Origin of the sequence: Stappia sp. P2PMeth1 (assembly GCF_900185735.1) — a bacterium.
Lineage (GTDB): Bacteria > Pseudomonadota > Alphaproteobacteria > Rhizobiales > Stappiaceae > Stappia.
Genome location: NZ_FYAW01000009.1, coordinates 372,714 through 384,636, shown reverse-complemented (window position 1 = coordinate 384,636; position 11,923 = coordinate 372,714). Strand labels below are relative to the sequence as shown.

At 68.5% G+C, this 11,923-nt stretch carries 11 protein-coding genes; 9 read left to right on the top strand and 2 right to left on the bottom strand.

Annotated elements, in window-relative coordinates; translation table 11 throughout:
- Positions 1 to 387: 387 nt before the first annotated feature.
- From P2PM1_RS04825 to P2PM1_RS04795, 7 genes are all read left to right on the top strand, one after another.
- Complete coding sequence (locus P2PM1_RS04825) at positions 388 to 1,674, top strand: ABC transporter substrate-binding protein (RefSeq protein WP_186398316.1); 1,287 nt, start codon at positions 388 to 390, stop codon at positions 1,672 to 1,674.
- 172 nt (positions 1,675 to 1,846) lie between these two features.
- Positions 1,847 to 2,752, top strand: a complete 906-nt coding sequence (locus tag P2PM1_RS04820) for a branched-chain amino acid ABC transporter permease (RefSeq protein WP_186388117.1) — start codon at positions 1,847 to 1,849, stop codon at positions 2,750 to 2,752.
- 10 nt (positions 2,753 to 2,762) lie between these two features.
- Positions 2,763 to 3,731, top strand: a complete 969-nt coding sequence (locus tag P2PM1_RS04815; protein ID WP_208985177.1) for a branched-chain amino acid ABC transporter permease — start codon at positions 2,763 to 2,765, stop codon at positions 3,729 to 3,731.
- Positions 3,728 to 4,477 carry an ABC transporter ATP-binding protein gene (locus P2PM1_RS04810; protein ID WP_186398315.1) on the top strand — a complete coding sequence of 250 codons (750 nt, stop codon included), beginning with the start codon at positions 3,728 to 3,730 and terminating at the stop codon, positions 4,475 to 4,477. Before P2PM1_RS04815 ends, P2PM1_RS04810 begins: the two co-directional genes overlap by 4 nt.
- On the top strand, positions 4,477 to 5,154 hold the full coding sequence (locus tag P2PM1_RS04805) for an ABC transporter ATP-binding protein (RefSeq protein WP_186398314.1): 678 nt from the start codon (positions 4,477 to 4,479) through the stop codon (positions 5,152 to 5,154). Before P2PM1_RS04810 ends, P2PM1_RS04805 begins: the two co-directional genes overlap by 1 nt.
- Positions 5,154 to 6,608: an aldehyde dehydrogenase family protein gene (locus P2PM1_RS04800; protein WP_186398313.1), complete on the top strand. Its 1,455-nt coding sequence runs from the start codon at positions 5,154 to 5,156 to the stop codon at positions 6,606 to 6,608. Before P2PM1_RS04805 ends, P2PM1_RS04800 begins: the two co-directional genes overlap by 1 nt.
- 13 nt (positions 6,609 to 6,621) lie before the next feature.
- Complete coding sequence (locus P2PM1_RS04795) at positions 6,622 to 7,371, top strand: SDR family oxidoreductase (protein WP_186398312.1); 750 nt, start codon at positions 6,622 to 6,624, stop codon at positions 7,369 to 7,371.
- Positions 7,372 to 7,462: 91 nt separating this feature from the next.
- Here P2PM1_RS04795 and P2PM1_RS04790 read toward each other — a convergent pair whose 3' ends face one another.
- Entirely contained in the window at positions 7,463 to 8,302 is an 840-nt protein-coding gene (locus P2PM1_RS04790) for a CoA ester lyase (RefSeq protein WP_186398311.1), read from the bottom strand.
- A 234-nt stretch (positions 8,303 to 8,536) separates the two neighbouring features.
- Between P2PM1_RS04790 and P2PM1_RS04785 the strand changes: the two genes are divergently transcribed.
- Both P2PM1_RS04785 and P2PM1_RS04780 read left to right on the top strand, forming a co-directional pair.
- Complete coding sequence (locus P2PM1_RS04785) at positions 8,537 to 9,670, top strand: CaiB/BaiF CoA-transferase family protein (RefSeq protein ID WP_186398310.1); 1,134 nt, start codon at positions 8,537 to 8,539, stop codon at positions 9,668 to 9,670.
- Positions 9,657 to 10,370: a class I SAM-dependent methyltransferase gene (locus P2PM1_RS04780; RefSeq protein WP_186398309.1), complete on the top strand. Its 714-nt coding sequence runs from the start codon at positions 9,657 to 9,659 to the stop codon at positions 10,368 to 10,370. Before P2PM1_RS04785 ends, P2PM1_RS04780 begins: the two co-directional genes overlap by 14 nt.
- Positions 10,371 to 10,396: 26 nt before the next feature.
- On the opposite strand, the gene P2PM1_RS04775 is transcribed toward P2PM1_RS04780, so the two are convergent.
- Entirely contained in the window at positions 10,397 to 11,923 is a 1,527-nt protein-coding gene (locus tag P2PM1_RS04775; protein WP_186398308.1) for a tripartite tricarboxylate transporter permease, read from the bottom strand.

The following is an 11,923-nucleotide window of genomic DNA, read 5'->3' as shown; positions in this document are numbered from 1 at the left end:
CGGGTGCCCGCCATGCGGCCCCATTGTTCGGGGGGATGCTAGCGGCAAACGCCCCCGAGGACAGACCCAATTTCGCATTCCTGTCGAGGCCATAGGTTTTTGCAATAGCCGAGCACCAAGCAAATTATTGGTGCACCCTGTCGGCAATACCTAGGCTCGCTCGTCTCACATGCTCTGGGAGGGAAGCAATGAGAGCCGACTGCCGACCCGCGCAAGCCATGCGCCGCCGACAGCCCCGCGCAAGCCGTGGCACACGCCCCGCGCCGGCGGTCCCAGGCCGAGTTCACCAGACGAGACCCCTCGCAGCCTCCGCCAGCAACTGACGGAGCGAACCGACACGCGGGCGGCACGCAATCGCCCGCGGCAACCTTGAAAGGGAGTGAAACCATGCGGAAATTCCTGCTTACCACGGCGGCGATCCTCGCGGCCCCGTTTGCCGCCCTGGCGGCGGAAAAGCCGGCCGAGCTCAAGGTCGGCATCACCACCTTCCTGACCGGCCCGGCCTCGGTGTTCGGCGTGCCGGCGCGCGATGCGGCCGAGATCATCGTCGAGAAGCTCAATGCCGAAGGCGGCATCGGCGGCGTGCCGGTGCGCCTGTCCTTCATCGACGAGGGCGCCGGCGCCGAGGCGCTGACCACCGAGTTCCGCCGCCAGGTCGAGGCCGGTGCCCATGCGATGATGGGCGCGATCTCCTCCGGCAACTGCCAGACGCTGGCCCCGCTCGCCGAGGACCTCAAGGTGCTCAACCTGATGTGGGACTGCGGCACCCAGCAGATCTTCGAGCAGAACGACTACAAATACGTCTTCCGCACCCAGGCCAATGCCACGCCGGAAATGCTCGCCACCGTGCTCTACCTGCTGAAGGTCAAGCCGGACTTCAAGACCATCGCCGTCGTCAACCAGGACTATGCCTGGGGCCGCGATAGCTGGCAGATCTTCTCCGCCGCGCTGAAGGCCTTGAAGCCGGACGTCCAGGTGGTCGGCGAGTTCTTCCCCAAGTTCGGCGCCGCCGACTTCTCCACCGAGATCTCCCGCCTGCAGGCGATGCAGCCGGACGTCATCCTGTCGACCTCCTGGGGCGGCGACCTCGACACGTTCATCCAGCAGGCGGCCCAGCGCGGCCTGATGAACTCCTCGACCTTCGTCATCCCGCTTGCCGAAAGCTCGCTGGAGCGGCTCGGCTCGACCCTGCCGGCCGGCCATATCATCGGCGCGCGCGGCGACCACTACTTCCTGCATCCCGAGCGCCGGGACGATGCCGACTTCCAGGCATTCATGACCGCCTTCCGCGAGAAGACCGGCGCCCATGCGATCTATCCGGTCTTCCACATGTCGCAGGCGCTCGCCGCGCTGAAGGCGGCCTATGACAAGGCGATCGCGGCCAAGGGCGGCGAGTGGCCGGAGAAGGACGACGTCGTCGCCGCCTTCGAGGGCCTGACCTTCCAGGGTCTCGGCCGCGAGGTGACGATCCGCGAGGACAACCAGGGCATCGAGGCGCAGCTCCTCGGCATGAGCGTCCAGACCGGCGACTATCCCTTCGCCACGCTGGAGAACATCATGATCTTCGACGGCGCCGCGCTGACCACCCCGGTCGGCCAGGAGTCCGTCGCCTGGGTCAGCCAGCTCACCCCGGAATATGTCGAGAGCGTCAAGATCGACGCTTACGACAAGTAAACCGGCGACACGTAAGCCGGCGAACCATGAGCGGGCGGGGCCGGCGCGCCCCGCCCTCCTCCCGAACCGCCCCGGACGGCCTCCCGCCCGGGGCGGTTTCGAAACAGCCGCCGCGCCCCGCCTCGCGCGCCGTACCGCCCCCTGATCCGCCCATTGAGCTGAATGGACGACCATGAACCTCACCATCTTCCTTCTGGCCCTGTTCGACGGCATCGCCTATGCGGCCCTCGTCTTCAGTGTCGCCGTGGGGCTCACGCTGATCTTCGGCGTGATGCGCATCCTCAATGTCGCGCACGGCTCGCTCTATGCGGTCGGGGCGTATCTGACGGCCACGCTCACCGGCTATGCGCTGGCGCTCGGCTTCGCGCCGCTGCTCGCCTTCCCGCTGATGATCGCCTCGGCGGTGCTGGTCGGCGTGCTGGTCGGCGGCCCGATCGAATGGCTGCTGCTGCGCCGGATCTACAACAAGCCGGAAGTGCTGCAACTGCTGGTGACCTTCGCCGTGTTCATGATCCTGGAGGACGTGCAGCGGCTGGTCTGGGGCACCCAGCCCTATTTCCAGGCCGCGGCGCTGCAGGCGCTCGGCATGGTGCGGGTGTTCGGCGTCAACTACACGGTCTATCAGTTGATCCTGCTGCCGCTGCTGGCCCTGACGCTGCTGGTGGGCCTGCGCTTCTTCCTGCGCCACACCATCCTCGGCAAGCTGATCCTGGCGACCACCGAGGACCGCGAGGCGGCGCAGTCGATCGGCATCAATGCCGACAAGGTGTTCCTGGTGACCTTCATCGTCGGCGCCGCCCTTGCCGGGCTCGGCGGCGCGCTGGCCTCGCCCACCACCTCGATCCTGCCGGGCATGGGCGCGGACATGATCGTGCTGTCCTTCGCCGTGGTGGCGACCGCCGGCCTCGGCCAGATCGAGGGCGCGGCCTTCACCGCGCTGCTGATCGGCCTCGGCCGCTCCTTCGCCGTCTATGTCTGGCCGGAGACGGCGGTGCTCGTCCCCTATCTCATCATGCTGATCGTCCTGCTGGTGCGCCCGGAAGGGCTGTTCGGCAGCCCGACCGCCCGCAAGATCTGAGGAGGAGCGGATGACCCTTCGTCTGGCCATTCCGGCCCTTCTCATGCTCGCCGTCGCCGCGATCCCCTTCGCCGCGCCGCAGCTCCAGCTCCTGATGAACCTGGCGCTCGCCAAGGGCATCGCCGTCGTCGGCGTGACGGTGCTGCTGCGCGCCGGCCAGGTCTCCTTCGGCCACGCGCTCTATTTCGCCATCGCCGCCTATGCCGCCGCCTTCCTGTCGGCCTCCATGCCCGGCGCCGACCTTGCCCTGGTGCTCCTCGTCGCGATTTCCGGCGCGGTGCTGTCGGGCATCGTTGTCGGCCTGTTCGTGGTGCGCTATCGCGGCATCTTCTTCGGCATGCTCAACCTTGCCTTCTCGATGATCTTCTGGTCGATCCTGGAGAAGTTCTACCACTACACGGGCGGCGCCGACGGCATCCGCCTGCCGCGCCCGACCGTGTTCGGCATGGCGCTGGAGCGCGGGCCGTTCGAGCTGATCATGTTCTACCTGTCGGTGGCGCTGGTGCTGGTGCTCGGCTGGTTCACCATCCGCTGGTTCGCCTCGCCGACCGGGCAGATCTTCCAGACCATCAAGACCAACGAGACCCGCCTGCAATATCTCGGCGTCTCGCCGCAGCGCGCGCTGCTGTCCGGCTACATCCTGTCGGCGGCGCTGTGCGGCACCGGCGGTGTCATCATGGGCATCGTCCAAGGTGTGGTGACGCCGGAATTCGCCTGGTGGATCCGCTCCGGCGAAATGGTGTTCATCGCCGTGCTCGGCGGGGCCGGCTCCGTCGCCGGCGCCTTTGTCGGCGCGGTGATCTACGAGGCCGTGCGCGTCTATGCCTCCGCCTTCGCCGGCGACATCTGGCAGTTGGTGCTCGGCGGCTTCCTGCTGGTCATCATCCTGTTCGCCCCCAAGGGCGTGATCGGCATCTACGACGCGGCGCTTGCCCGCCTGACCGGCAAAGGCCTGACCGGCAAAGGGAGGTCGGAATGAGCGAGATCCTTCTCGAAGCCCGCAACCTGCAGATCAGCTTCGGCGGCGTCGTCGCCGCCGACGACGTGTCGCTCGCCATCGAGCGGGGCAAGAATCTCGCCATCATCGGCCCGAACGGCGCCGGCAAGACGACATTCCTCAACATCTGCACCGGCTGGATCAAACCGACCAGGGGCAGGGTCTATTTCGAGGGCCAGGACGTGACGCCGCTGCCGCCGCGCCGCATCGTGCGGCTCGGCGTCGCCCGCGCCTTCCAGATCCCGCAGCTCTTCACCGAGCACACGGCGCTGGAGAACCTCCTGATCTCGGCCGCCGCCCGCGAACAGCTCGGCAATCCCTTGCAGAACCTGCACCGGATCCGCGAGCGGGCGGAGATGCTGCACCTGCTCGACATGGTCGGCTGCGCCGATGTCGCCGACCGGCTGGTGGTGGAACTCTCGGAAGGCCAGCGCAAGCTGGTCGACATCGCCGTGGCGCTGGCCCTGCGGCCGAAGCTGCTGCTGATGGACGAGCCGACCTCGGGCGTCGCCTCCTCGGAGAAGTTCAAGGTCATGGAAATCCTGGTCAAGGCGCTGTCTGAGGCGAAGGTGACGAGCGTCTTCGTCGAGCACGACATGGGCATCGTCTCGCGCTATGCCGACGAGGTCGCCGTGTGGGCCGCCGGCCGGCTGCAGATGCAGGGATCGCCGGAGGAAATCCTGCGCCATCCCGACGTGATCCGCGACGTCATCGGGGAGGCCGTGTGATGCTGGAACTGAGCAATGTCGGCGCCTCGATCGGCATCATCCCGATCCTGCGCAATCTCGACGTTTCCATCGCCGCCGCCGAGACGGTGGCCCTGATCGGCCGCAACGGCGCCGGCAAGACCACCCTGCTGCGCTCGATCATGGGCTTCACCACGGTCACCGGCAGCATCCGCTTCGATGGCGAGGACATCACCGGCCTGATGCCGGCGAAGCGTCCGGGCCTTGGCATCGGCTACGCGCCGGAGGACCGGCGGCTGTTCTCCGCCTTCACCGTGGAGGAGAACATCCTGCTGCCGGCGCAGGTCGCCAAGCTGGATGCGGCGGAGACCCAGCGCCGGCTCGACCGGGTCTACACGATCCTGCCCGAGCTGCGGGAAATGGCCGGCCGCCCGGCCGGCAACGTCTCCGGCGGCCAGGGCAAGATGGTGGCGCTCGGCCGCGCCCTGATGCTCGGCACCCGCCTGGTCATGCTCGACGAGCCGTTCCAGGGCCTCGCCCCGGCGCTGGCGCTGCGCTATGCCGAGGCGCTGAAGGCGCTGCGCGACGCCGACCGCACCGTCACCCTGATCATCACCGAATCCAACCCCGCACTGCTGCGCGGCTTCGCCAGCCGCACGCTGCTGATCGAGCGCGGAGAGATCTCCGAAAGCTCGCTCGAGCACGAAAGGACCCACTGATGAAAGCCACCAACGTCCCCCTGCCCCGCGCCCTCAACCTGATCGACGGGAGATGGGTGCCGGCAGCCTCCGGCAAGGAGATGGACGTGCGCTCGCCGATCGACGGCGAGGTGTTCACGAGGATTGCCGACAGCGGCCCGGAGGATGTCGATGCGGCGGTCGCCGCCGCCCGCGCCGCCTTCGACGGCGGGCCCTGGTCGAAGCTGACGGCGGCCGAGCGCGGCCGGCTGATGATGGCCCTCGGCGCCCGCATCCTGGAGGAGGCCGAGGCGCTGGCCCGGCTGGAGACCATGGACAACGGCAAGCCGATCAAGCAGTCGCGCGCCGACATGATCGCCACCGCCCGCTATTTCGAATATTACGGCGGCGCGGCCGACAAGGTGCATGGCGAGGTCATTCCCTTCCTCAATGGCTACAACGTGCAGGTGCTGCGCGAGCCGCATGGCGTCACCGGCCATATCATCCCGTGGAACTACCCGGCGCAGATGTTCGGCCGCTCGATCGCCCCGGCGCTGGCGATGGGCAACGCCACCGTGCTGAAGCCGGCGGAAGATGCCTGCCTGACGGCGCTGCGCCTCGGCGAGTTGGCGATGGAGGTCGGCTTCCCGGCCGGCGCCATCAACATCGTCACCGGCCGCGGCGAGGTCGCCGGCAAGGCCCTGTCGGAGCATCGCAAGGTCGACTTCCTGTCCTTCACCGGCTCGCCGGAAGTCGGCGTGCTGATCCAGACGGCGGCGGCGCGCAACTTCATCGGCTGCACGCTGGAGCTCGGCGGCAAGTCGCCGCAGATCGTCTTCGACGATGCCGATCTCGACGCGGTCTATCCGGTGCTGGTCAACGCCATCATCCAGAACGGCGGCCAGACCTGTTCGGCCGGCTCGCGCGTGCTGCTGCAGCGCGGCATCTACGACACGGTGATGGCCGAGCTGAAGACCCGCTTTTCGGCCGTCGCGGCCTCCGATTCCGGCGAGGACGCCGTGCTCGGGCCGCTGATCTCGGCCCGCCAGAAGAAGCGGGTGGAGACTTATATCGCGCAGGCCGACGCGCCGCTGGTCGCCCGCGGAACCATCGCCGAGGGCTCGCCGGAGGGCGGCTACTATGTCGCCGCCGCGCTGTTCGGCCCCTGCGACCCGAACTCGAAGATCGCCCAGGAGGAAGTCTTCGGACCCGTGCTGTGCGCCATCCCTTTCGACGACGAGGCGGAGGCGATCCGCATCGCCAACGGCACCGACTACGGCCTCGTCGCCGGCATCTGGACCCGCGACGGCGGCCGCCAGCAGCGCGTCGCCAAGGCGATGCATTGCGGCCAGGTCTTCATCAACGGCTATGGCGCGGGCGGCGGCATCGAGCTGCCCTTCGGCGGCATCCGCAAGTCCGGCCACGGCCGCGAGAAGGGCTTCGCGGCGCTGCACGAGTTCTCCCACATCAAGACCGTCGTCCACAATCACGGCTGAGGACAGCAAGGACATGCGACTTCAAGGAAAGACCACTCTCGTCACCGGCGCTGCCTCCGGCTTCGGCAAGGGCATCGCCGAGACCTATGTGCGCGAAGGCGCCAAGGTGGCGATCGTCGACCTGAACGAGGACGGCGCCAAGGCTGTCGCCGCCGAGCTCGGCGAAGCGGCCATCGCGATCAAATGCGACGTCTCCAAGGCCGAGGACGTGGCGGCGGCCGTTGCGAAGACCTGCGAGGCCTTCGGCTCGCTCGACATCGTGGTCAACAATGCCGGCTGGACCAACCCGAACCGGCCCCTGATGGAGACCGACGAGGCGACCTTCCGCAAGATCTACGACATCAACGTGCTGTCGATCTTCCACATGACCAAGACCTGCGTGCCGGTGTGGCGCGCGCAGGGCGCCGGCGTGATGATCAATATCGGCTCGACCGCCGGCATCCGGCCGCGTCCGGGCCTGACCTGGTACAACTCGTCGAAGGGCGCGGTGAACCTGATGACCCGCAGCCTCGCCGTGGAGCTTGCCCCCGACAGGATCCGCGTCAACGGCATCGCCCCGGTGATGGGCGTCACCGGCCTGCTGGAGCAGTTCATGGGCATGCCGGACACGCCGGAGAACCGCGAGAAGTTCCTCGCCACCATCCCGCTCGGCCGCCTGTCGCAGCCGCGCGACATCGCCAATGCGGCGCTCTACCTTGCCTCGGACGAAGCCGACTTCATCACCGGCGTCATCCTGGAGGTCGATGGCGGGCGCACCATCTGAGCAGCCATACTGAGCAGCCTGGGGTCCCCTGCCCCGCGATTGACGCCCGTGCCGATGGCGCGGGCGTCTTTTTTTGGGCGAAACCTGAAGATCAGCCGGCGGCGGAGCCGGCGCGGGCCAGGATCTGCCGGGCCCTGGCGATCACCGGCGCATCGACCATCGCCCCGTCGACGGCGACCGCCGCCGCGCCCCCCTCCACCGCCGCCAGCACCCGCTGCGCCCATTCGCACTCGGCCTCAGACGGCGCAAAGCCACGGCGGGCCGGCGCGATCTGCGCCGGATGGATGATCAGCTTGCCGGCAAAGCCCATGTCCACCGCGTGGCGGCAGTCGCCGATGATCGCCTCCTCGTCCTTGAGCGCCGTCGTCACCCCGTCGATGGGGCCAGCCTGGCCGGCAAGGCGCGCGGCCAGCGCCAGCGCGAACCGCGCCGGGCGCAGCACCTCCCGCGCATGCGCCATGCCGAGATCGGCGGCAAAATCGATGGAGCCGAAGGCGAGCCGGGTGCTGGCACCGGCGACCTCGCCGGCATTGGCAAGGCCGCGGGCGCTCTCGATGAGCGCGATCACCGGCAGGCCGGTGGCATCCGTAACGCGCACGCAATCACCCGCCGTCTCCGCCTTGGGCAGGACGATGCCGGCAAGGCCGGCAATTCCGGCGCAGGCGGCAAGGTCCGCCGCGTGCCAGGGCGTGCCGCCGGCATTGACGCGCACAAGCATGCTCGCCGGCCTCAGAAGCGGCGCCAGCGCCTCGGCAAGTCCGGCGCACGCCGCCTCCTTGGCGGCGGGGGCGACCGCATCCTCCAGATCGACGATGACCGCGTCGGCGCCGGCGGCGACCGCCTTGGCGAAGCGCTCCGGCCGGTCGCCGGGCACGAACAGCGGCAGGGTGATGCGGCCGATTCCAGCGGCCGTCTCGTTCGGGTGCGTCATGATGTCATCCGCCAGATGCGTTGTTCGTAAAAGGTGCAAGGAGCACAAGAGCGCGGCGGCGGCGGCCGCGCCAATAGCGATTTCGGCCCGCTCTCATTGATCGCGGCTATGACCGGCGGCCGGACAATGCCCATCAGGCATAGATTGTGGCAATAGCTGCGGGCACTCCCCTCTATTACTCCGGGCAGTGCGCTTCGGGCATACTGGGGCCAACAATAGGGAGAAGCGTTGAAAATGCAGGGTGATCTGTCCGGTCTCTTCGTGGTGTCCGTCGAGCAGGCGGTGGCCGCGCCCTATCTGTCCGGGCGGCTGGCGGAAGCCGGCGCGCGGGTCGTCAAGGTGGAGCGGCCGGAGGGCGATTTCGCCCGCGCCTACGATCACCTGGTGCATGGCGAGAGCGCCTATTTCGTCTGGCTCAACCGCGGCAAGGAGTCCGTCTGCCTCGACCTGCGCAGTGAAGCCGACCGCGACCTGCTGGCGGCGATGATCGCCAGGGCCGACGTCTTCATCCAGAACCTTGCGCCCGGCGCCATCGACCGGCTGGGCTTCGCGCCCGAGCGGCTGCGCCAAGAGAACCCGCGGCTGATCACCGTGTCGATCTCCGGCTATGGCGACGAGGGCCCGTTCCGCGACCTGAAGGCCTATGACCTGCTGGTGCAGGCGGAAAGCGGGCTGTCGGCGATCACCGGCAATGCGCAAGGACCGGCCCGCGTCGGCGTCTCGGTCTGCGACATCGCCGCCGGCATGACCGCGCATCAGGCGGTGCTGCAGGCGCTCTTCGCCCGCGAGCGCAGCGGCGAGGGCCGGCATATCGCCGTGTCGCTGTTCCACGCGCTCGCCGACTGGATGAACGTGCCCTACCTGCAATTCGCCTATGGCGGCAAGGAGCCGGAGCGCAACGGCCTCAACCATCCGACCATCGCGCCTTACGGCGCCTATTCGGGAAGCGACGGCAAGGACGTGCTGTTCTCGATCCAGAACGAGCGCGAATGGGTCAATTTCTGCCGCGACGTGCTGGAGCGGCCTGAAGTGGCGACCGACACCCGCTTCACCAGCAATTCGCGCCGCGTCGCCCACCGCGCCGAACTGGACGCGATCATCAACGAGGTGTTCTCGGCCCATACCCGCGACGAACTGGCCGACCGGCTGCGCGAGGCCCGCATCGCCTTCGGCCGGGTCAGCACCATGGACGACCTGGTCCGCCACCCGCAGAACCGCCATGTCGAGACGGACACGCCGTCCGGCCCGGTGCGCCTGCTCGCCCCCGGCGCGCTGGTCGACGGCAAGTCGCCGGAGTTCGGCCCGGTGCCGGCGCTCGGCGCCGATACCGACAGGGTCCGCGCGGAGTTCTCCCATGTCGACGCCTGAGGCTCCGGTTTCCCAACAGGCCCCGCAGACCGGCGAGCGGCTGCTGGCGATCCTCAACGACCGCAAGGCACGCAAGGTGCTGGATATCGGCTGCGGCCACGGGGCGCTGTCGCGCTCGCTCGCCGCCAAGGGGTTCGAGATGACCGGCATCGACCCGGACGCGGCCGCCGTCTCCGCTGCCCGCGAGGCGGTGCCGCACGCGCGCTTCGAGCAGGCGACCGCCGAGGCGCTGCCGTTTGCGGATGCCAGCTTCGACGCGGCGATCTTCCTCAACGCCCTGCACCATGTGCCGGAAGCGGTGATGCGCCAGGCTCTCGCCGAGGCGCGGCGGGTGATCGGGCCCGCCGGCGCGCTGATCGTCGTCGAACCGCTCGCCCGCGGCAGCTTCTTCGAGGTGATGCGCCCGGTCGAGGACGAGACGCAGATCCGCGCCGCCGCCTTGCGCGCGCTCGAGGCCGACATCGCCTCCGGCACCTGGCAGGTCGCCCGGCACGACACCTATGACCGGCTCTCGGACTTCGCCGCGCTGGAGGAGTTCATCGCCTATCTCGTCGCCGTCGATCCGGCGCGCAAGGCGGTGGCCGATGAGCGCCGCGCCGAGCTGGACGCCCTGTTCAGGGCCAAGGCAACAGTGAGCGAAAAGGGCTTCCGGCTGATCCAGCCGCTCACCCTCTACGAGCTGCATCCGGCCGCAGGCTGACGGCGCGTCACCGACCGCGAACGGGCTCAGCCCGCCTCGCGATCCGGCGGCCGGCGGCGGCGCAGCGCCGTGCGCGCCAGCCGGGGCAGCGGCGTCTGCGAGATCAGCAGCGCCAGGAAGGCGATCAGCAGCACGCAGGAAATCGGGTGCGACAGGAAATCCCAGAGGAAGGTCGCCGGATCGTTGCGCGCCCCGATCATCGCCCGGCGGTAATTGGCGTCCATCATCGGTCCGAGGATGACGCCGAGGATCACCGGCCCGACCTGGAAGCCGTAGACTTTCAGGAAATAGCCGAACACGCCGAACAGCAGCATCCAGTAGATGTCGATCGGGTTGTTCTGGATGGCGTAGGAGCCGACCGCCGACAGGATGATGATCAGCGGGATCAGCACCGCCTTCGGGCATTCGACGATCTTGGTGAAGATGCGAATGCCGGTCAGGCCGAAGATCAGCAGGAAGACATTGGCGAGCGCCAGGTTGCCGACGGTGAACCAGAACAGGTGCGGGGTCTCGACCAAGAGCAGCGGCCCCGGCTTCAGCCCGTGGATGAACAGCGCGCCGATGATCACGGCGGTCACCGCATCGCCCGGAATGCCGAGTGTCAGCATCGGCACGAAGGCCCCGCCCACCGCCGCGTTGTTGGCCGCTTCCGGCGCCACCAGCCCCTCGCGGGCGCCCTCGCCGAACGGCACCTGCGGGTTCTTCGTCGCCCGCTTGGCATCGTCATAGGCAAGCAGCGCGGCGATGTCGCCGCCGGTGCCCGGCAGCGCGCCGATCACCGTGCCGATGCCCGAGGCGCGCAGGGCGACGCGGAAATAGCGGCGCAGGTCGGCAAGGCGCGGGATCACCCGATCGATCTTCTGCTTCACCGCCGGCAGGTCGAGCCGGTGCAACTGCACGAAGGCCTCGGCGACGCCGAAGAAGCCGATCATCGCCACCACGTAAGGGATGCCGCCCATCAGGGTGATCGTATCGAAGGTGAAGCGCCCCTCCGCCGTCATCGGATCGAGACCGACCATGCCGATCAGCACGCCGAGCGCGCCGGCGAAGACGCCCTTGGCGAAGCTCTCGCCCGACAGGGTGCCGACCAAGAGGATGCCGATCAGCGCCAGCAGCAGATAGTCGCGCGAGGTGAACATCAGCGCGAAATCGGCGAGGAGCGGCGCGAACAGGGCGAGCGCGGCGATGCCGACGAAGCCGCCGAACACCGACATCACCGTGGTCAGGCCGACCGCCTCGCCGGCCTCGCCGCGCTTGGCCATCGGGTAGCCGTCGAGCGCGGTGGCAATCGCGCTCGGCGCGCCGGGAATGTTGAGCAGGATGGCGGTGCGCGAGCCGCCATAGACGCCGCCGACAAAGACCCCGGCGATCAGCGCCAGGGCGTCGTTGACGCTCCACTTGAAGGTGAAGGAGATCAGGATCGACACGGCCATCGTCACCGACAGGCCGGGGATCGCGCCGACATAGATGCCGGCGAGCGTGCCGGCCGCCGTCAGCATCAGCAGCCAGGGGTCGAGCCAGGAAAGGGTGAGATAGCCGAGCGTTTCGAGCAT

Bases quoted from the DNA above. Each gene is read 5' to 3' on its own strand.
- P2PM1_RS04805 (WP_186398314.1), top strand. From the start codon at position 4,477: ATGCTGGAACTGAGCAATGTCGGCGCCTCGATCGGCATCATCCCGATC.
- P2PM1_RS04820 (WP_186388117.1), top strand. From the start codon at position 1,847: ATGAACCTCACCATCTTCCTTCTGGCCCTGTTCGACGGCATCGCCTAT.
- P2PM1_RS04825 (WP_186398316.1), top strand. From the start codon at position 388: ATGCGGAAATTCCTGCTTACCACGGCGGCGATCCTCGCGGCCCCGTTT.
- P2PM1_RS04795 (WP_186398312.1), top strand. From the start codon at position 6,622: ATGCGACTTCAAGGAAAGACCACTCTCGTCACCGGCGCTGCCTCCGGC.
- P2PM1_RS04780 (WP_186398309.1), top strand. From the start codon at position 9,657: ATGTCGACGCCTGAGGCTCCGGTTTCCCAACAGGCCCCGCAGACCGGC.
- P2PM1_RS04785 (WP_186398310.1), top strand. From the start codon at position 8,537: ATGCAGGGTGATCTGTCCGGTCTCTTCGTGGTGTCCGTCGAGCAGGCG.
- P2PM1_RS04810 (WP_186398315.1), top strand. From the start codon at position 3,728: ATGAGCGAGATCCTTCTCGAAGCCCGCAACCTGCAGATCAGCTTCGGC.
- P2PM1_RS04815 (WP_208985177.1), top strand. From the start codon at position 2,763: ATGACCCTTCGTCTGGCCATTCCGGCCCTTCTCATGCTCGCCGTCGCC.
- P2PM1_RS04775 (WP_186398308.1), bottom strand. From the start codon at position 11,923: ATGCTCGAAACGCTCGGCTATCTCACCCTTTCCTGGCTCGACCCCTGG.
- P2PM1_RS04800 (WP_186398313.1), top strand. From the start codon at position 5,154: ATGAAAGCCACCAACGTCCCCCTGCCCCGCGCCCTCAACCTGATCGAC.
- P2PM1_RS04790 (WP_186398311.1), bottom strand. From the start codon at position 8,302: ATGACGCACCCGAACGAGACGGCCGCTGGAATCGGCCGCATCACCCTG.